At 45.8% G+C, this 19,093-nt stretch carries 27 protein-coding genes; 26 read left to right on the plus strand and 1 reads right to left on the minus strand.

Annotated features, from left to right (window positions below):
* From PSI14_RS18440 to PSI14_RS18455, 4 genes are all read left to right on the plus strand, one after another.
* The coding region (locus tag PSI14_RS18440; protein ID WP_273577460.1) for a phage holin, lambda family at positions 1–240 on the plus strand (240 nt) is incomplete at its 5' end.
* A gap of 181 nt (positions 241–421) precedes the next feature.
* The gene (locus PSI14_RS20095) at positions 422–628 is read left to right on the plus strand and encodes a hypothetical protein (RefSeq protein WP_306309344.1); all 207 of its coding nucleotides are present in this window, start codon (positions 422–424) and stop codon (positions 626–628) included.
* Complete coding sequence (locus PSI14_RS18450) at positions 625–1,098, plus strand: lysis protein (RefSeq protein WP_273577462.1); 474 nt, start codon at positions 625–627, stop codon at positions 1,096–1,098. The genes PSI14_RS20095 and PSI14_RS18450 overlap by 4 nt, the downstream gene beginning before the upstream one ends.
* Complete coding sequence (locus tag PSI14_RS18455; RefSeq protein ID WP_273577463.1) at positions 1,079–1,306, plus strand: Acb2/Tad1 domain-containing protein; 228 nt, start codon at positions 1,079–1,081, stop codon at positions 1,304–1,306. The genes PSI14_RS18450 and PSI14_RS18455 overlap by 20 nt, the downstream gene beginning before the upstream one ends.
* A 94-nt stretch (positions 1,307–1,400) precedes the next feature.
* On the opposite strand, the gene PSI14_RS18460 is transcribed toward PSI14_RS18455, so the two are convergent.
* On the minus strand, positions 1,401–1,613 hold the full coding sequence (locus PSI14_RS18460) for a KTSC domain-containing protein (RefSeq protein ID WP_306309345.1): 213 nt from the start codon (positions 1,611–1,613) through the stop codon (positions 1,401–1,403).
* Positions 1,614–2,023: 410 nt separating this feature from the next.
* Between PSI14_RS18460 and PSI14_RS18465 the strand changes: the two genes are divergently transcribed.
* The 22 genes from PSI14_RS18465 to PSI14_RS18570 all read left to right on the plus strand — a co-directional run.
* Positions 2,024–2,593: a Rha family transcriptional regulator gene (locus tag PSI14_RS18465; protein WP_273577464.1), complete on the plus strand. Its 570-nt coding sequence runs from the start codon at positions 2,024–2,026 to the stop codon at positions 2,591–2,593.
* A gap of 105 nt (positions 2,594–2,698) precedes the next feature.
* Positions 2,699–3,136, plus strand: coding sequence for a terminase (locus PSI14_RS18470; RefSeq protein ID WP_273577465.1), 438 nt, complete (start codon positions 2,699–2,701; stop codon positions 3,134–3,136).
* 247 nt (positions 3,137–3,383) lie between these two features.
* The gene (locus tag PSI14_RS18475) at positions 3,384–4,733 is read left to right on the plus strand and encodes a PBSX family phage terminase large subunit (protein ID WP_273577466.1); all 1,350 of its coding nucleotides are present in this window, start codon (positions 3,384–3,386) and stop codon (positions 4,731–4,733) included.
* Positions 4,734–6,293 (plus strand): DUF1073 domain-containing protein, encoded by a 1,560-nt coding sequence (locus tag PSI14_RS18480; protein ID WP_273577467.1) that lies wholly within the window; start codon positions 4,734–4,736, stop codon positions 6,291–6,293.
* On the plus strand, positions 6,256–7,050 hold the full coding sequence (locus tag PSI14_RS18485) for a phage head morphogenesis protein (protein ID WP_273577468.1): 795 nt from the start codon (positions 6,256–6,258) through the stop codon (positions 7,048–7,050). The genes PSI14_RS18480 and PSI14_RS18485 overlap by 38 nt, the downstream gene beginning before the upstream one ends.
* A 25-nt stretch (positions 7,051–7,075) precedes the next feature.
* On the plus strand, positions 7,076–8,245 hold the full coding sequence (locus PSI14_RS18490) for a DUF2213 domain-containing protein (protein ID WP_273577469.1): 1,170 nt from the start codon (positions 7,076–7,078) through the stop codon (positions 8,243–8,245).
* Positions 8,246–8,254: 9 nt separating this feature from the next.
* Complete coding sequence (locus PSI14_RS18495) at positions 8,255–8,740, plus strand: structural cement protein Gp24 (RefSeq protein ID WP_273577470.1); 486 nt, start codon at positions 8,255–8,257, stop codon at positions 8,738–8,740.
* Positions 8,741–8,750: 10 nt separating this feature from the next.
* A complete protein-coding gene (locus PSI14_RS18500) occupies positions 8,751–9,743 on the plus strand; it encodes a major capsid family protein (protein WP_273577471.1) in 993 nt (330 codons plus the stop codon).
* Between the two features lie 61 nt (positions 9,744–9,804).
* On the plus strand, positions 9,805–10,119 hold the full coding sequence (locus PSI14_RS18505) for a hypothetical protein (RefSeq protein WP_273577472.1): 315 nt from the start codon (positions 9,805–9,807) through the stop codon (positions 10,117–10,119).
* A gap of 9 nt (positions 10,120–10,128) precedes the next feature.
* Positions 10,129–10,536 carry a DUF4054 domain-containing protein gene (locus PSI14_RS18510; RefSeq protein ID WP_273577473.1) on the plus strand — a complete coding sequence of 136 codons (408 nt, stop codon included), beginning with the start codon at positions 10,129–10,131 and terminating at the stop codon, positions 10,534–10,536.
* Between the two features lies 1 nt (position 10,537).
* Positions 10,538–11,092, plus strand: coding sequence for a hypothetical protein (locus tag PSI14_RS18515; protein WP_273577474.1), 555 nt, complete (start codon positions 10,538–10,540; stop codon positions 11,090–11,092).
* Positions 11,082–11,465: a hypothetical protein gene (locus PSI14_RS18520; protein ID WP_273577475.1), complete on the plus strand. Its 384-nt coding sequence runs from the start codon at positions 11,082–11,084 to the stop codon at positions 11,463–11,465. Before PSI14_RS18515 ends, PSI14_RS18520 begins: the two co-directional genes overlap by 11 nt.
* Positions 11,453–11,938 carry a phage neck terminator protein gene (locus tag PSI14_RS18525; RefSeq protein ID WP_273577476.1) on the plus strand — a complete coding sequence of 162 codons (486 nt, stop codon included), beginning with the start codon at positions 11,453–11,455 and terminating at the stop codon, positions 11,936–11,938. The genes PSI14_RS18520 and PSI14_RS18525 overlap by 13 nt, the downstream gene beginning before the upstream one ends.
* 9 nt (positions 11,939–11,947) lie before the next feature.
* Positions 11,948–13,408 carry a DUF3383 domain-containing protein gene (locus tag PSI14_RS18530; RefSeq protein ID WP_273577477.1) on the plus strand — a complete coding sequence of 487 codons (1,461 nt, stop codon included), beginning with the start codon at positions 11,948–11,950 and terminating at the stop codon, positions 13,406–13,408.
* A 12-nt stretch (positions 13,409–13,420) separates the two neighbouring features.
* Positions 13,421–13,870, plus strand: a complete 450-nt coding sequence (locus tag PSI14_RS18535; RefSeq protein ID WP_051875439.1) for a phage tail fiber protein — start codon at positions 13,421–13,423, stop codon at positions 13,868–13,870.
* A complete protein-coding gene (locus PSI14_RS18540; RefSeq protein WP_273577478.1) occupies positions 13,870–14,283 on the plus strand; it encodes a hypothetical protein in 414 nt (137 codons plus the stop codon). Before PSI14_RS18535 ends, PSI14_RS18540 begins: the two co-directional genes overlap by 1 nt.
* A gap of 29 nt (positions 14,284–14,312) precedes the next feature.
* Positions 14,313–14,492 carry a hypothetical protein gene (locus PSI14_RS18545; protein ID WP_273577479.1) on the plus strand — a complete coding sequence of 60 codons (180 nt, stop codon included), beginning with the start codon at positions 14,313–14,315 and terminating at the stop codon, positions 14,490–14,492.
* On the plus strand, positions 14,476–16,992 hold the full coding sequence (locus PSI14_RS18550) for a hypothetical protein (RefSeq protein ID WP_273577480.1): 2,517 nt from the start codon (positions 14,476–14,478) through the stop codon (positions 16,990–16,992). The genes PSI14_RS18545 and PSI14_RS18550 overlap by 17 nt, the downstream gene beginning before the upstream one ends.
* A 73-nt stretch (positions 16,993–17,065) precedes the next feature.
* Positions 17,066–18,076: a DUF4431 domain-containing protein gene (locus PSI14_RS18555; protein WP_273577481.1), complete on the plus strand. Its 1,011-nt coding sequence runs from the start codon at positions 17,066–17,068 to the stop codon at positions 18,074–18,076.
* A gap of 44 nt (positions 18,077–18,120) precedes the next feature.
* On the plus strand, positions 18,121–18,318 hold the full coding sequence (locus PSI14_RS18560; RefSeq protein ID WP_258086944.1) for a hypothetical protein: 198 nt from the start codon (positions 18,121–18,123) through the stop codon (positions 18,316–18,318).
* Between the two features lie 4 nt (positions 18,319–18,322).
* A complete protein-coding gene (locus PSI14_RS18565; protein WP_258086943.1) occupies positions 18,323–18,505 on the plus strand; it encodes a hypothetical protein in 183 nt (60 codons plus the stop codon).
* Between the two features lie 114 nt (positions 18,506–18,619).
* A partial coding sequence (locus PSI14_RS18570; RefSeq protein WP_273577482.1) for a hypothetical protein occupies positions 18,620–19,093 on the plus strand: 474 nt, incomplete at its 3' end.

A 19,093-nucleotide genomic window follows, 5' to 3' on the forward strand; every position in this document is an offset into this window, starting at 1 on the left:
ATGGCATTTCTTCGCGGTCGCTATAACGGCGGCGGCTGGTTAAAGGTCTCTATTGATGCCTTTATGTGTGCCATGTTCGCCTGGTTCATTCGTGACGTATTAAATCTCATGGGGCTGAATCCTGACTTGGCCTACATCGGCAGCGTAGTGATTGGCTACTTGGGTACGGACTTTATCGGTCAGTTGCTGCGTAAGGCAGCAGAGAAAAGGGCGGGGGCAAGTAATGACGAGAGGCATTAGGAATCACAATCCGGGCAATATCGATCACAACCCAAAGAATAAATGGCAGGGGCAAATCGGAATCGAAACGGGGGTAAAAAATCCTCGGTTCTGTCGGTTCGAGTCACCAGAGTATGGCATTCGGGCGCTCATGAAACTGTTGTCTAACTACCACAAGAACGGTTACCAGACGGTGTACCGGATGATAGACCGCTGGGCGCCAAATGTGGAAAACAACACCTCAGCCTACATCAAGGGGGTTGCCGGGGCACTGAACGTCGACCCGCATCACGTTCTCGATATCAATAAACCGACGCTGATTACGCTGGCTAAGTCGATAATTCAGCACGAGAACGGCAAGCAGCCTTATTCTGATGATGTTTTCACACGGGCATTTGAAATGCTATGAAACTCAACAGCCAGTACTTTACTCTCGGTGCTCTGGTGATTGTTTCTGGCTTGTTCTGGTTCTATTACAGCGAGTATCAGGACAAGGCCGAAGAATACCGTAGGTTAAAGCGACAGTATGACGAACAGGTCGCCATCATCACCAATCAGCAAGAACGCATCCAGCACCTCGCAGAACTGGATACCAAGCATACTCAGGAACTCGCCCATGCCAAGACTGAAATCGATACTCTTCGGGCTGATGTTGCCGCTGGTCGTCGCAAGCTGCGCATCAAGGCCGTCTGTCCGGTGCCTAAAACCGTTACCGCCACCAGCTTGGGCGATGCAACCCCCGTCGAACTCACTCGAGAAACTGGATCAACTGTTCTCGATATCCGAGAAGGTATTATCAACGACCGGGCAAAACTAAGCTATTTGCAGGATTACGTTAAAACTGAATGCAGAGGAAACAATGGAAAATCAACACCGTAAAATCACCGGCTACCGTGAATTAACCCAAGATGAAATTGATTGCATGAACAAGATTAAGGCTCTTGGGGAGGAACTAGACCAGCTCTATGATCACCTTGTAAAACCCAATACTGATGTTGATATGCGCTGGCTGCTGGAAGGCCGCACTGACTTACAAAAAGGGATCATGTGCTGGGTTCGTGCAGTGGCTAAACCAACGTCATTCTAATCACCACCCCAGAGCAAATGATACTGGGGTGGCAGGAGTATGTTAGGACACAGTGTAAATAAAAAGCGAGGCAATCACCTCGCTAAGTTAATACTCACCCAACCTTACGATATGGGTAAACGTTTTTGATATATTGGTGGAAGTACTTTCCTTTGGATGGAGCACTCATTAGTCCTTGATGTACGTTAGCAGGAACGCCATCGTACTGATATATCCCACCATTATGGAAGGCTATTTCCAATGTTCTTGTAACCTGGTCATAACCAACAGAGTGAAGGTTCGAAGATGAAACAGAAACTCGATTCAATTTCTCAATCTCCTATATACGGGAAAAGTCCCGAGGAAATATTAGAACACTTTAAGAAATATAACTTTGTAGACGATCACGGGCATCGACTTGAAATGTGTCAAGATTTCATCGATTTGATCAGCATCACAGCAAATAAAGAGTGATTATTCATCAATCCTAAGCGCCCTAATAACTCAGGGGAATGGTTAAAGGAATACGGATAACCCATGCTGCCACTCGTTCCCACCGCGTACCCAGCGCACACGGGCTGGTGGCATTTTTATTTTCACCGTGCATTCACACGCATACCAATAAAAACGCAGAACCTTACAGAAAGTCGAGCCTGAGAAAACCGTTATTAATAGGGTATTTCTGCGGGCGGTTTTTCTGTGTGAACAGGTTCGGCTTTCTATAAGGAAAAGTACCCGATGAAATTAGTCAAAACTAATAAAACAAATCTTCCTGTAACAGAAGCGCCCACCATGACCAGTCTGGAAATGGTTGATTACATCAATGCCGATAGGAAGGCTAAAGCCGAGGCGGAAGGATTAGTATTCCCATGCAAGAAATACACTCGACTGCAACATAAGCATTTCTTGCAGAAAGTCCCGAAAGTATTGGGCGAAAAACAATCGGCCAAATTTTCGGCCGATTACATCGATGATAAAGGCAGAACCCAACCATGCTATCGATTCCCCAAGCGTGAGTCTTGTCTGATGGCAATGAGCTACAGCTATGAGTTACAGGCTCAGGTGTTCGATCACATGACTGACCTTGAAGTGAAATCTGGATTCGGATTTACCCTCCAGCAACTGCAAGACATGCTTGTTCTGGCAAAAAGAGCGTCTGATGAAGATTCCTCTGATGCAGGCCGCAGACTGAGAAAGCGACAAGATGATCTGATTACTCTCGATAAGGCTGAAAGATTGATTGATGATCTTGGTCAGATGGCGCTTGGGTTGGTTGGCGGCAGTAAAAAGGACATCGCCCATATTTAGGGCGGTGACGAGTGACTTATGCAGAACTTTATATAGTCCCGATTAAAAAAGTACGGGGTTATATAAACCGAGGCAGTTATTTATTCTGATTTATGGGGAAAGGAAATGGCACGCCCAACCAAATACCAAGAGGCGTATGCTGAACAGGCACGCAAATTGTGCTTGTTGGGCTACACCGATAAGGAATTGGCTGATTTTTTCGAAGTCAGCGAGTCAACATTAAACAATTGGAAGCATGAACACCCTGAGTTTCTGGAGTCCATAAAAAAGGGGAAAGCAGTTGCTGATGGAGAGGTTGCAGCAAAACTCTTTCATAGGGCGACAGGCTATGAGCACCCAGAGGATGATATCAGGGCGGTCGATGGTAAAATTGTAATTACTCCCACGACAAAACATTACCCACCAGACACAACCGCTGCGATATTCTGGCTCAAGAACAGGCAGAAGTCGCACTGGCGGGATAAAATCGATCATGGTATCGAGGGGGCTATTGATGTTAAAGGACTCCCTCCTCTGAAAAAATTATTTAGCGATGGTGAATAGTAGCTCAATTATTGGTCTATTTAACATAATGGTCATTGCGTGAACTTGCACTTTAGATGCCACTTTACACTTTATTGAGTGATGCCCTCAGTTTTCGTCGTACGCACTGAATCGTCAGCGGTAAATAACAAATACCAACCAATTAACCCCGACATTAATGAAAAATAAGTTGTTCAGTGAATTTGAAGAATTTCGCTGCGATAGCGTTCGTTTTTTATTCAACTGGTTCTTTTGAGGGATTTTATAGATGACGCAGCTTAATCCAGTATTTAGGCCATTTACAAACCCAGCTCGGTACAAAATTTCCTATGGTGGGCGCGGTAGTGGTAAATCATGGTCAATAGCCCGATTGTTTATAGAGATAGCTCGCAGGGGGTGTTATCGATTTCTCTGTGCTCGTGAGTTGCAGAACAGTATCAGCGATTCAGTTCTCAAGCTGCTAGAGGACACCATTTACCGCGAAGGTTATCAGAATGAGTTTGAGGTGCAACGGGCTTCTATTCGGCACTTGGCGACTAACTCTGAATTCATGTTTTACGGCATTAAGAACAATCCGACCAAGATTAAATCATTAGAGGGTGTTGATATCTGCTGGATTGAAGAAGCCGAGGCTGTCACTAAGGAAAGCTGGGACATATTGATCCCTACAATCCGAAAGCCCAACTCTGAAATCTGGGTATCATTCAACCCTAAGAACATTTTGGACGATACCTATCAGCGGTTCATTGTTGAGCCACAAAAAGACAGCGTTATCCTAAAGGTCAACTGGTCAGAAAACCCTTGGTTCCCCGAAGTACTCAGACAGGAGATGGAAGAGTGTAAGCTCCGCGATTTCGATCTCTATCGTCACATTTGGTTGGGCGAGCCTGTTGCTGATTCAGCACTGGCAATCATTAAGCCTGCATGGATTGAGGCGGCGGTTAATGCTCATCTGGAACTTGGATTCGGTGCTGTGGGTCGTAAGTTCGTTGGATTCGACGTTGCTGATGATGGCGAGGACGCTAACGCTATTGTTATGCGACATGGTTCTGTTGCTCTGGATGTTACGGAATGGCGCGGGAATGATGTCATTTGGAGTGCTGACCATGTTTATGACTACGCAACCAGAAACGGTGTCGATACGGTCATATTCGATAGTATCGGCGTGGGTGCAGGCGTTAAGGCTCAGTTCAACCGTAAAGACCAGCGCGTCAGAACGGTTGGATTCAATGCCGGCGCATCTGTTGAGAATCCTGATAACCAATATATGCTCGGTAAAACCAATAAGGATATGTTCGCCAACCTCAAGGCGCAACAATGGCAGTTAGTCGCCAACCGCTTCTACAACACATGGCGAGCCGTTAATCATGGCGACAAATTCCCCGAAGACCAGCTAATCAGCCTGTCTAAAGGTATGAAAGATCTGGAATATCTCAAGGCTGAATTATCACGACCTCAAGTCGATTATGACAATAATGGGCGGGTTAAAGTTGAAAGCAAGAAAGACATGAAAAAACGGGGTATCCCCAGCCCCAACAAGGCCGACGCTTTCATCATGGCATTCGCTGCCGTCAATGCGGGGATTCGTATCAATCCTAATGCTCTCATGGGTATCTAAATGAAATGGTTTAAATCTGATAAAAAGCAGCGCCTGTTAGAGTTGGAGAGGGAGCTGGCTATTGAAAAAGTAAAAACTGAACAAGTACAGGCAAAATTAGCTCAATCTAAGTTCTCCGAGAAAGCATTATTGAATCTCGTAAATGACAGCCTCAGGAACGACGGTAACAACAAACAGGCTGTCAAAATAGAACCACCTACTATTCATCCATCCGTGGTTCCCGCAGGTAAAAAAGCACCTGTAGCGATGGACAGTGCCTGTAATGGTGTATATGAACACGCGAATTTTGCCCCACAGTTTTATTCCGGATTTATCGGCTATCCCACTCTGGCGGTGATGTCTCAGTCTAGTGATTATCGTAGCGTCCCCGAAACGACCGCCAAAGAAATGACCCGAGAATGGGGTGAAGTCAAAGCGCGCAGCAGTGGAAAGATTAATGATGGCGAGAACAAGACGGACAAAATAGCCGTCATTACGGCTGAAATGGAGCGATTGAAAATTCGTGATCTGATGAGAAAGCATATAGAGAATGAGATGATATTTGGTCGTTCTCAATTGTTTATCGATATTCAAGGACATGAGGATAAAACTGAATTGCCGCTGGTTATCAGCTCAACAGGTGTTAAAAAAGGCAGCATCAAAGGGTTCAGTCTGGTTGAACCAGTTTGGTCAACGCCGAGTCTGTATAACGCCCATGACCCAATGTCCGATGACTTCTTTAAACCGTCTCAGTGGTTCGTGTTGGGTAAAGAGGTTCATGCTGATCGGTTAATGACACTAATAATGAGGCCTGTATCTGACATCCTGAAACCAGCTTATAACTTTAGTGGCGTAAGTATGTTGCAACTCATGAAGCCCTATGTAGAGCGCTGGCAGCGGACAACGGACGCTATCAGTGAGCTGATTCACTCATTCTCTCTGACAGGGCTTGCTACCAACATGCAGGGGATATTAAACGGTGAGGATGGCGCAGATATCAAGATGAGAGCATCACTGTTCTCTCTCTATAAAGATAATCGCAATCTGATGTTATTGGACAAGGGGAACGAGGAGTTCTTCCAATTCAACACTCCTTTATCTGGTCTAGATGCGTTGCAGCGTCAGGCTCAAGAGCAGATGGCAGCGCCGAGCCATACTCCTCTGGTTAAGCTTTTAGGTATTACGCCAAGCGGTCTAAATGCCAGTAGTGATGGTGAGATACGGGTCTATGCCGATTATATCGCGTCATTACAAAATGCTCACTTGCTGCCACAAATGACAATCATCCTAAAACTGGTTCAGCTTCATCTGTTTGGTGAGATCGATAATAACCTCTATTTTGAGTTCAATTCCTTGTATCAATTGACAGATGAGCAGCGGGCAACAACAGAGAAATCCAAAGCAGAAACAGTGCAAATCTATCATCAGTCAGGGGTAATCGATGGGGAGGAAGCTAGACAGTATATTGCTGCTGACGAAGATAACCCTCTGAGATTCATTGACCCTAAAAAGATAATCCCGTCGCCGTATGGAGTTCCAGACTATGGCAATCAAGAAAACGATGTTGAGGCCGATAAATAGCGGTCATAACATCATGCCGGAAATCCGACCTAGCGTAGCTATTGAGAGCAGGTATTACAGGATGCTGATGGGTATCATTAACGATATTCGGAATGAAGTAGATGCTGCTCTGGTGCGTGAATACAAGGCTGAACTGGCTAACGATGGCATATCAGACTGGCTAGCTCATGCGGTGGATTATCTGCTCGATAAATGGAATAAGAAGCTGGGCACATTATCTCAGGATGTGGCTAAAGAATTCGTTGATAAAACGGTATCCAATTATGATGTTCGGTTTGCTCATCTGCTCAGGCAGCGCGGTTTTACGGTCAGGATGCAGAACAACGAGCAAACTTTGGACGCACTCCACGCCGCTATGGGGGAGAATGTCGGACTGATCCGCTCCATCGGTACTGAATACCTGAGCAAAGTTGAGACGCACATCTGGCAATCTGTGACAGGGGGTTATGACCTCAAGACGCTGACGGACAACCTACAGCATGATTTTCATGTAACACAGAGCCGAGCTGAACTCATTGCCCGTGACCAGTCAGCAAAAGCTCATGCGGTAATTGAACAGGCCAGGCGTAAGGAACTGGGTATCTCCAAGGCTATTTGGATTCACTCTCATGCAGGAAAGCAGCCTCGTCCCTCTCATTTGTTAGCGCATGGCAAAGAATTTGATGTCGAAAAGGGGCTTTATCTCGACGGCGAGTGGGTATTGCCGGGACAGGCTATCAATTGTCGTTGTGGCAGCAAAGCTATTCTTCCATTTTAAAACCACTTAATAAAAGAGGCAGGTCATGACAATGACTGACAAGCTCGCCTTTGATAGATCCATGCGAAGTAAAGACGGCAACGGTCACTTGATTGTTGAGCGTACTATTCTGTCAAAGGCAGCGGTTAACCCGTATCGAGGCAAGGAAATACCCGGCTATGAGCGACTAGGGCTTGACCCTGAAAAAGTTTACCGCCTGCTCCGCGATCCGCTGGAACTAGAGCGAGCAGCAAAGACATTCAGCAAAAAACAACTTCTCATTAAACACATCCCCGTCGATTCATCCGAACCTCAAAAAGAATACACGATTGGCGCTATTGGCTCTGATATCTCGTTTGAAAATGGGCGGCTCTATGGTGATTTGAGTGTATGGGACGGGTATGCCATTGACCTCATAGAAAGCGGGAAGATGCAGGAGCTATCTGCTGGCTATGGTTACACACCTGATATGACTTCGGGAGAGTATGAGGGACAACACTATGACGGGGTTATGCGAAATATTTTCGGTAATCACGTTGCATTAGTCGAGCGCGGCAGGATCGGGCGAGACGCAATTATATCTGACCATCAAACAGTCGATTTGGAGACAGAGATGAAATTAAAACAAGGTGCGACTCCCATTATTGCCGCACAAATTAAACAAGCACTGGCTATGGACGCTGATTTATCAGAAGACAGCCTGAAAGCCATCATCACAGCGGTAACGTCAAACCTAGCACAAGACGAAGATCCTGCCGTTATCAAAGGCGCAAAGGATAATGAGCAGAAACCAGAAGGTGCGAAAGATAATGATCCTAAAACCCCAGAAGGTAGTAGTAAGCCGGAAGGCGCTAAGGACAACGACCCCAAAACGGAGGGAGCAAAAGATACGGAAGATAAGGCAAAAGATAACGCTGATAAGCCAGCGATGGACTCAGCCATGATTGAACAGCGTGCGGTTGAGCGTGTCACTGCCCTATTCCAAGCCCGTGAGGATGTTAAACCTCTGATTGGAGTTGTGGCAATGGACAGTGCCGAACAGGTCTATGGCTATGCACTGAAACAGAAAGGAGTGGATACCACAGGAGTTCACGCCAGTGCCTATAAATCGATGGTTGGTATGTTGCTAAGTAATCAGGTAGCCGCAACCAAACCCAATGTAGCAATGGATCATGATTCATTTGTTGATGACAAATTAACGGCTCGTTTCGGTTAAGGAGAAATTATGAGCGGTTTTCAAACAAGAATGAACAACGACCTGCCATTAGGTGTAGCCGGTGATTTCGCATCAGCTAACCCGCACTTCTCAGTATTGGCAGGTGAAGGCCAGTTCAAATCTGGTGCTGATGGTGTGACAGTTGGCCTGTTTGCATGGGCTGATGACAAAGGGCTTGTGTATAATAAGAAGAGCGAAGGCTCGGTTCTGGGGTTCGTTCATCGTAACAATCAGGCTATTATCGATCAGCACGGCGCGGGTGCGTCAATGAAAATCCCTAAAGGGCGTGAAGTGACTCTGATGTCTGGCGGCGATTATCTCGTTGTGCTGGCGGCGGGTGGCAAGCTCGGTCAGTTCATTGTGGCCGACGTGAATACTGGCGAGGCGAAAGCCGTCGATAAAATCGACCCAGCAGATACGGCTTTCGAGCCGACTAAGTTCCGCGTGGCGAAGACCGTCACTTCCGGTCTGACAAAAATGTCTAGTTCTCTGTAAGGATTGAAATATGCCATTAAATTTAAGTGCACTAGAGCGACGCGCAGGCGTGGTTTTTAACACGGGTTATCAGGTGCAGGAGTTAACCAGCCAGAACCGTCACATGGCAATGGATAGTGGACTGGTGACAGCGCCAAACTCAGGTATCCTGTCGCTATTCACCACATTCATTGATCCGAAAATTATTGACGTGTTGGTTACACCAATGCGGATGGCCGAGGCGTTCCAAGAGGTTAAGCGTGGGGATTGGCTTACCCAAACCGCCGCCTTCCCAGTCATTGAGGCAACAGGTGAAACCTCCACCTATGGGGACTACAACAACAACGGATTTACAGGTGTTAACGTCAACTGGCCGAGTCGCCAACCGTATCATTACCAGACTTTTATCCGCGTAGGTGAGCGCGAGATGGAGATGGCGGGTGCAGCTAAATTAGACTGGGTATCAGCGAAACAGCGTGCGGCTATTCTGACATTGAATAAATTCCAGAACAAAACTTACCTCTTCGGGGTGGCAGGGCTGGAGAACTACGGTTATCTGAATGACCCCGGCTTACTGCCAAACATCACCTCTGAGGCATGGGTGAAGCTGAATGGTGAAGGTGTTTACGAGTCCATTCGCAAACTGTTTCAGCAACTGGTTAAGCAAACCGATGGGCATATTGATCGCCACGCTGCGATGAAACTGACCTTATCGCCAGAAATGGAAGTTCAGTTAACCAAAACCAACCAGTACAACGTCAATGTCTCAGACCAGTTAACGAAAAACTTCCCTAATATGAAAGTCATCAGCATTCCTGAGATGACTACAAGTGCAGGAGAGTTAGTCAGATTGGTTGTCGAAGAGTACGAAGGTCAAAAGACCCTTGACTTGGGCTTCACTGAAAAGATGCGTGTTCATCCGATGATTCAAGAGACATCTTCTTGGAAACAAAAGAGGTCACAAGGCTCTTTCGGTGCTGTGGTTTATCGTCCTCAGTTTATTACCTCAATGCTGGTGTCCTAAGCTTCATTGCCGTTTCAATACAGCCGCCTACGGGCGGTTTTTTATTTCAAAGGTGTGGAATATGTCTACTGTAATTATCGCATGTAAATTGGCTAACGGCCTGTATCTGGATGTGGGCGAGCAGCGTGTTGCTGTTAATGGTTTTGCTAAGGGACTCATTGATGAAACCGGATTCGGTCTAACTCATGGCATTGATGCTGAGTTCTGGAAAGCGTGGCTGATGGCGAATAAAGACCGTGACTTGGTGACAAATGGCCTGATATTCGCGCATGAACACGAGTCCAGTACTAAAGCCGAAGCCAAAGAGAAGCAGAAAACAAAATCCGGTACTGAGCGCATTCAGCCTGAGCAAGTGAAAGAGGTCGAAGCTGTTTAAGGGGGCGACATGAGCGACATTGTTGAACTTGATATCAAGAAGTGGCGTGAACTCTACCCTAACATCCAATCAACTGATGCTCGGTTAGAAATGTATTTTGTGGAAGCGACCATGCTCCTAAATAACACCGAGCATAGCTGCGTGAAGAACCTGAAAGAGCGGGAGATGCTGCTCTATCTACTGATGGCTCATATAGCAGAACTACAAAACAATATGGATGCAGGTAATAACGTCGTCGGTAGAGCATCCAGTGCAACCGAAGGCAGTGTGTCTATTTCGCTGGATTATGGCACGACCACCAATGAGGAAAAGTGGTACACCCAAACAGGGAGAGGTGCGAAATACTGGCAACTCACAGCTCGCTATCGGTCATTCCTTTATGTCATAGGTCAAATGCCAATGCGCGTTAGGAGGTGATATGTCCAGTAAATTAGAAGCAGCCCTGATGAAGTATCTGAATGGCAACCTTGAATTAAAAGCCGGTATTTTCGAATCAGCAACTTATCCCGATGGAACGCCAGTCGCTACAGTGGGTTATATCAATGAGTATGGTGCATCAATTGAGGTTCCGGCCAAGACAACAACCATTTATCGCAAGTTGAATGCAGATGGCTCTTTTGCCGGAAAAGGCAAGTTCGTCAAAGCGGCGAAGTCTAATTTCTCCACTACCCATACTGTACCTGCTCACGCAATCAATATACCGCCCCGTCCCTTTTTCCGCACTGTGGTAGCCAATGGCAAACGGGAGTGGTCAGCCATTCTAGCTAGAGACATCAGGCGTGGTGATGGAGACACAAGAAAGGCGATGGGTCGCTTGGGTGAGCACATTACTGATGAGTTACAAAAATCAGTGTTGTCATGGATTACACCACCTAATAGCCCATCAACGGCAGCCAAAAAAGGATTCAATAAGCCGCTGGTGGATACAGCCCAACTGTCGCGCTCATTCGGTTATGAGGTGAATGATGATTAATGTCAGAGGGATTGCTAACGGACTCATCACCAATGTTAACCCCAACATTAACGCCGTTCTGGTCGTTAACAACGGTTACACCATTGATGAGGCCGGGGAGCAAATCCCCGACTACTCAGAGCATGACATTACTGTGCAGCTACAAAGCCTGAGTACGCGGGATTTAGATCATCTCGGTGTTATCAATCAACAAGGGCAGTTCATCTATGCCTACGCCAGAGGGCAGGTCTCAGCATTGCGCAGAACGAAAGATAAAGGTTCTGACAAGATGAAATTTGCTGCTTACGGTGAGGAAGAGGTGTCCGAATGGAATGTAACCCAAGTCATTGAGTCGTACCCGGCGTGGGTTAAGGTGCTGCTATGGCGACAATAACCGTGACTCACAGGGATATATTTATTGAGTTACGAAAATACCTCATTGAATTATTCCAGTGTGATGTGGTTCAAGGCTACCAAAACGGCGTCCCTGTTCCCAAAAACGGCATTGTGATGCACGTCCTGTTTGAGCGTGACATTGATTACATCGCTAATTATTACCATCACGAAACCTCAGAAATCACGGCGCAACGCTCTGTGGAACTGACGATGCAGTTAGATTTCTACGGCGATGATGCCGATTCACGGGCGCGGGTGGTGGCGAACTTATGGCAATCCGGCTACACCACAGCGCGGTTAAAAAAATGCCAGCCACTCTACAGTGAGCAGCCACGCAAAATGGTACTAGTGAATGAGACCAACCAGTATGAAAACCGCGTCATGCTCGAAATCAAACTGCAATATAACCCCGAAATAACCTACTCAATCGATAGCACTGACAAATTCTCTATCAATACCAACTCTATTTGAGGAATATTCATGAACACTATTCCGGCGAGTGATATCGTCAGTGTTCTGCCCGGTGTCGTTGGCACTGGCGGAAACCCACTGGCATTGAACGCCCTATTTATTACCAAAAACACGCCAAGCGCCATGCTGGGGGTGAAGGCATTCGGTTCTGCTGAACAGGTTGCTGAAATCTTTGGGACTAAATCCAAAGAACACGAAGCGGCACAGGTTTATTTTGCCGGATTCGTTGGCTCAACATCCCGACCTGAAACGTTGTATATCGCATCCATGATGACAACTAATCAGGCGGCAAAATTGGTTGGCGGTAAAGTGCCAACCAGAGATTTTAACCACATTCCACAGGGACTGGAGCTGGACATTGACGGCAAAAGGCAATCTGTCGTTATCACTCCCGCTGACATCAAATCCTATTCCGCATTAGCGGAGGCTGTATCGGCATCATTAGCTAAGGCTGGTACATGCAAATATGACTCTACCAGCCGCACATTTGCCATTGAAGGCGCAAAAACTGGCAATGCCGCCGGCACTATCAGTTTCGGCTCTGGTGATTTGGCTGAGTACATGGGGCTGACAGAAGAGACAGACGCACAGAAAAATAATGGTATCAATGCTGACACTATCGATGAGTTAATGCCGCGCATTACCAAATCAGTGAGTAATTTCGTTTCTATCCTGGCTATTGGTAATTTCAGCTCGGACGAGAAACTAGCTATCTCCAAATGGGTGACGGTGCAAAATGACCGCTATGTGCATGTGCTGTATTTAGGTGGTGGTGAAAAGGCCGCACTGGAATTGATTTCCAACACGATCACTGAGTCTGAAATTGGTGGTACATGCCTGATGTATGGTGACCACACTCACGGCGCATTCGCCTGTACCTATGCCGCATCGTTGAATTTCAATGAGCTGAACGGCCGCGCTACATTCGCGTTCCGCCGTCAGGAGGGATTAACTCCGACTGTGACCGATAAGTCTTTGGCTGATGAACTGCTGAGACTGAGATTCAACTTCTACGGTGCTTACGGTACAGCAAACGACCGATTTGTCTTTGTTAATCAGGGTTCGATTTCCGGCAAATTCAAATGGCTGGACAGCTACGTTAATCAGGTTTATCTGAATAGTCAGTTGCAATTGGCGTTAATGACTATGCTGACCTCGTTCAAATCCATTTCGTACAACGAAACAGGCCGAGCTATCCACCGCGCAGCTATCCAAGACCCGATTAACCAGATGCTAAACTTCGGTGCTATTCAGCGCGGTATTACTCTGTCTGAGCAACAGAAAGAACAAATTAACATCGAGGCGGGTTTCGATGCTGCCGCACAAGTAAACGCCGAGGGCTGGTGTCTGCGTATCGGTGAGACTCCGGCACAGGCTCGCGGTCTGCGTAAATCCATGCCGTTGAAACTCTGGTATGCCGATGGTGGTAGTGTCCAGCAAATCACTCTCCCCTCAATCAACGTTCAGTAAGAGGACAACATTATGCCAATGGGACATAACCCACGCACGATCACATCAGCGAACTCGGTACTGATGCTGAGATGCAAAGGGATTTATGATGATTACGTCACTATTAACGGCTTTCAGGCTGACAATGCATGGGAGTTCGGCGAGGTCACGCTGGGAGAAACCCGTATCGGGGTGGACGGTAAACAGTCTATGGGCTACATCCCCCATGAAACGCCATGGACATTGTATCTGGAGGCCAATAGCCCATCTACGCAGATATTGGAAAACATCCGCAAAGACTTCAATAGCAACATGGAAGCGCGATATATCGACATCATTGTTGAGATGCCTTCCATTGGAAAACGCTACTCCGGCACAGGTGGGCTTATCAGTATGACGGGTGGTGCCAGTGGTAAGAAGTTGCTGGATGGAACCAGCTACAAATTCAACATGATCACTAATGGCGCTGAGGAAATCGCATAATGTCTACACTGAACTCCAAAACAATCACTATCGAATCAGGCCGCGATGCAGGCAAAACATTTGTTATCACTGAGATGCCCATTGTTAAGGCCGACAATTGGGCAATGCGCGCCCTGTTCACGATTGCCAATGGCGGTATCGATATCGGTGATATTCGTCCTGAGATGGGCATGATAGGAATGGCGCAGGTGGCTGTTAAGGCATTGTCTAGCATTCGGGCGGAAGATGGCATTCCGCTGCTGGATGAGTTACTCGACTGTGTGCAAATCGTCCCTTCTGGCGGCAATGCTCGTGCTATCGAATTTAACTCTGATATCAAAGATGTTAAGACGATGTTCCTGCTGCGAAAAGAGGCTCTCGCTATCCACATCGATTTTTTAACTCAAGGCGGTGGGTCAGGCTCGAAAAACTAAGAGCTGGCCTGCCGCTAAAAGATGGCGTTGTGGCCGAACCGAGAAATGTCTCCGGCATTGTGTATCAGGTCGTCACATCGGGGCATGCAACCTATCATGACCTATCCACGATATACGGCCTTGAAAGTGCGCTGAACCTGATTGAAATACATCAGGTCAGCGAATACAACAAACGGCTAATGGAGGAACTCAATGGCGACCTTAGTTGACACACTGCTTGTCGCACTAAAGCTGGACATGTCCGGCTTTGCCAGTGACGCAAACAAAGCAATCAAAGCGCTTGATGATCTGGATAAGAAGGCTGACGGTGCATCCACTGCGGTAGTGAAATTGTCCGGGGGCACTGATAAAGCTGCGGATAGCGCGAAAGATTTTGACCAGTCAAATCAGGAACTGACCAAAACGATTGAAACAGTCGGGAAAACTACCAAAAATACCTCCAGTGTGGTGTTGGGCTTTTCCGATGGATTAGGCAATGCTTCCGATAAAACTCAGGACTGGAGCAAATCCATTAATGGTGCAGTCAAGGCGCTGGCGGGGTTATTTTCTGCAATATTCGTTTCCACCGGCCTGACTAAACTGGTTAGCGAAGTTTCACGCACAAACGACCAGCTCCATTTCATGAGTAAGAACCTCGGTATGAACGTGGAGACCATCAAGAAATGGCAGAACGTCGCTGAAATGTCCGGTGGCAGTGCCGATGGTATGGCGGCCACAATGATTAACCTCAATAAATCACTGTGGGATTTGGTCACGATGGGCGATGCGTCCATACTGCCATTTTTCAATGCACTCGGTATCGGGGTGGTGGACTCCTACGGCAAGATTCGCAATCTGGATGACATACTGTTAGATATGGCTGATAGTCTATCTGCTATGGAGCGACCACAGGCATACAATATTGCTAAAAACATGGGGCTGGATGAAGGAACCATTAACACTCTGTTAGAGGGTCGTGATGCTATTCAGAAGCGGCTGGATGCTCAAAAGAACCTAGTTATCTCCACCAAAGAAGAGCTCGAATTAAATCGCAAATTACGTAATCAAAATTCGGTACTCGGTCAGCAATGGGAAGGATTGAAGACCCTTGTCGCCAACTACTTAACTCCCTATCTTCTTAAGTTCTCAGAGAGAGTTTCAGGCTTTCTTTCCTACTTGAATCAGAATCGAGAAACAGCGATCTCAGTATTTAAAGGTATTGCGACGATTATCGGAGTGGCTTTAATCCCCATGATTATTGCGTGCGGCTCTGCATTTCTTGCCATGTTCGCACCTTTATTCACTGGCGTTGGGTTGATTGCTCTTTTGTCTCTTGGGTTACTGGGACTCTATGACGATTACCAGACATGGAAAAAAGGCGGGGATTCATTATTTGACTGGACAGAGTGGAGTGAGTCAATTGAATATGTCTTGAAAAAACTGAATGAGTTTAAGAAGTGGTTTAAAAACACCACCATAGGACAGTGGTTCAAGAATACTGATGGTGAAATTAGTAACTTAAAACTGGCATTTGGGGCATTTGCTACATACATAGCAACCAAATGGGTTGGTAAGATTTTAGGGGCATTCGGTAAAGTATCGAGGGGAGCTAAAAACATAAAAGTGCCTGGCGGCAAATTGGGGGTAGTGGGAAAAGCTGGTGCTGTTGGTTTGGCTGCGGGGGCAGCGTATGGGAGTGAGGAATATATAGATTCTGCCCTTAACTCAGCATTTGGCGAATATGATTGGTTTCAACGTGTGAGAACTGCTCAAAATTGGTCTGATTTTGGTTCTGCTCTTGTAGGTCTGGGCGATGCCAAGTGGGTTAATGGTCAGTGGGTTGATAATAGAGGTAAAGGATTAGGAAGTAGCATTACCGAAGCAACCTTAGATATCCCTACTGGTGATCCTGAAATTGATAAGCTCAAAGCTAAAGTGCGTCGTGGTGAAATGACACTGGATGAACTGAATAGTGTTATTTTGGGAGGCAAGCCCAAAACTCTCCCAACAGCCCAAACTCCCCCACTAAAAGGCAATACGCGGGGAGAGCGTAATAATAACCCTCTAAATATCGAATATGCCAAACAAAAAGGCGCAACAGTAGAAGACCATCCTGAACAGCGTTTCGCTAAATTCGGCACGGCTTATGAGGGGTTAGAACGCACCGCTTGGCAGTTGCGCCGCTATTTTAATGGGCTAACTGATAAAGTTCAGCGCCAATCCGTCGATTTAATTGTCAGTAAATGGGCACCACCCGGTAAAAAAGATAATAACCGCACCGAAGAGTACATTCAAAGAGTAGCGAAGCGACTAGGTGTAGGCAGACATGACCGTTTAGATTTAAATGACGATAATGTTATGTATGCGCTGATGAACGCTATGAGTCAAAATGAGATAGGCAAACCGTTACCTTATTCCAAGCAGCTTGTCATGGCAGCAATCAAGGGACAGGGAGATCCAATGGTTAATCTTGCGAACAATATTAGTGCGTTCTCTGAGACTATATCAAAACCATTAGTTCCCAATATGGATGTGAACGCATCGTCTCAGTTTCTGTCTCAGACTAATAAGATCCAATCCATGCCTACGACTGGCGCGACTAATATCAAAGTAGATATGAATGGCGATGTTATAGTTAATTCAAATGCTGACACTATCAAAGGAACAGTATCAGACGGAGGGGAAGCAATAAGAACTAGTTTATCTCAAATAATTCCGTCAATGGGATAGATTGATTTTTCTGTATTTTGTTTGAGCGGTGGTTATACTTGAAGCAAGTTAATCATTGTGTGAGACATCAAGGATGTTAAAGAAAATTGCTGTCACTCTGTTTCTGGTATCTGCCACCGCCAACGCCGCTAGCTTTGATTGCTCTAAGGCGACAAGTAAAGCTGAAAAGCTAATCTGTTCTACTCCGGCACTGTCTCAAGCTGACGATGCGCTGTATGTCGATTATCTCCAAGCAAAAGTTGTCACTGGCAATAGTAACGACTTCAAAGCTTTGGTTAAGCAGAACTGGAAACTGCGCGAAAAAAACTGTGATACGGACGAATGTTTACTTGGTTGGTATAAGAGATCTACGGAACTGTATAGGCAGATTGTTGGAAATTCCCGAGCCGATAATCCCCATGCTATTAATTTGCAATATTCCAAGCTGGTTACTGTAAGTGGGCTTCTTACGACAGTAGATGGTGATGATGAAGGATTGCCGTATAGTTTAAAAGACATGCCAGCTATAAAGCTTGATTCCCCTGTAAATGTAATTGCACCACCAGATGAGGAGGAGGGTAGCGAAAAAATAACAGAAATGGGAGTGGATATAATGCAGTTGGCTATGAATAACAATGGAATGATAGAAAAATTCAGGCAGATGGAAGGACAAAAAGCCAGGGTTATGTGTAACTTATATCATTCCCACACTGCACATCATGTAACACCTGTTGTTTGTGATGTAGAGAGGATAACTTCAACTAAGAACCAGCCAAAACAAACTAAAGATCTAGTAACACAACCAGTAAGTAGGAAAAAGAGCTTAGATGATTTCTTTAGAGACAATCTATCACTTAGTGGTTTTTATGTGAAACGAGCTATTAAAAATCAAGCTGCCGGAGTATCTATAATGGATGCCATGACCTCCACAGACTCATCAAAAAGCAAGCTAAAAATTACCAGCGACCAACTAAATACCAATGGTTATGAGTATGCGAAACTTGCCGTTCGGCAACTTCAAGAATTATGTTCTATGGGAATGGCAACAATGCACAGTCTCAAAGATGCTGATTGTGCTTCAATAATGTCATATGTGGAAAAATAGCTTATAGCAGTAAAAATACTAATCATTAATAATGGAGTATTAGAATGCGTATATTATGGCTCGCAGTAATTTTTTGCTCTATCTTTGGGGTTGCAGCGGGATTATTACCAGCACTAACTATGGCTGAAAGCGCACCACAAGAAGCAGCGGGGGCAGCTATTGCAGTGGCGTGTGCCGTAGTACCTTACTGTATTGCTCGCGCAGTAAGTATGTTAAGCGGAAATTCAAAAAAGGACGATTGAAGCGATGATGGGTGGTCTTGATTTGCCTGAATTTTGGATTACTGCCGCTTTGATTGGTCTGATCCCAGCGGCGTTAGCTAACTCTAAGGGTCGAAATTTTTTCGCATGGTGGGTATACGGAACCCTTCTCTTTATAGTTGCCTTGATTCATGCTTTTGTATTGGACAAGATAGATAAAAAGAAATGACAGGATTGTTGCGAAACAGCCATCGTACAATAGCTCCCTTCGGGACTTTCCCGCATCCTCTTTGACCATAGCTATTATACTTAAGCTAAGTTGATCAATGTAAGAGGTAGTAAAATGCTGAGGAAGATTGCTTGTATAACCGCCCTGCTTGCCTCAATGGGAGCCATTGCTGATAACGGAGTTTATGTTAGTGATAATGGCAAACTTGATATTCGTAATGGGAACTATTTTTGTGGTATTTATCCAAGTGGAATATTAAGCAATTTCAAAGGATTTCCATCCGGTCACTTCCCACGGGCTATGTTAAGAATCGAGCATGATGAAGAGGGAAAATATCTAGTTACGGATCTTCATCCAAACATACCGATGAGTGCTAAGCCATCCCCATCTTGGGGTAGCTTTGACACAACGGTTAAACTTGAATTTAGTAGTAATAATTCCGTGAAATATAAAGAGTATGTGAACGATAGTAACTATGCATTCCTTATAGGCAGTGAAAAGCTAGGTATGATGGCAATTTTAAGCACAGATGACGCATTTAGCCCTATAAATGCAGTGTTAGGTAAGTGCGAAAGAATGAATAGTTAT

Origin of the sequence: Xenorhabdus anantnagensis (genome assembly GCF_028598555.1) — a bacterium.
GTDB lineage: Bacteria > Pseudomonadota > Gammaproteobacteria > Enterobacterales > Enterobacteriaceae > Xenorhabdus > Xenorhabdus anantnagensis.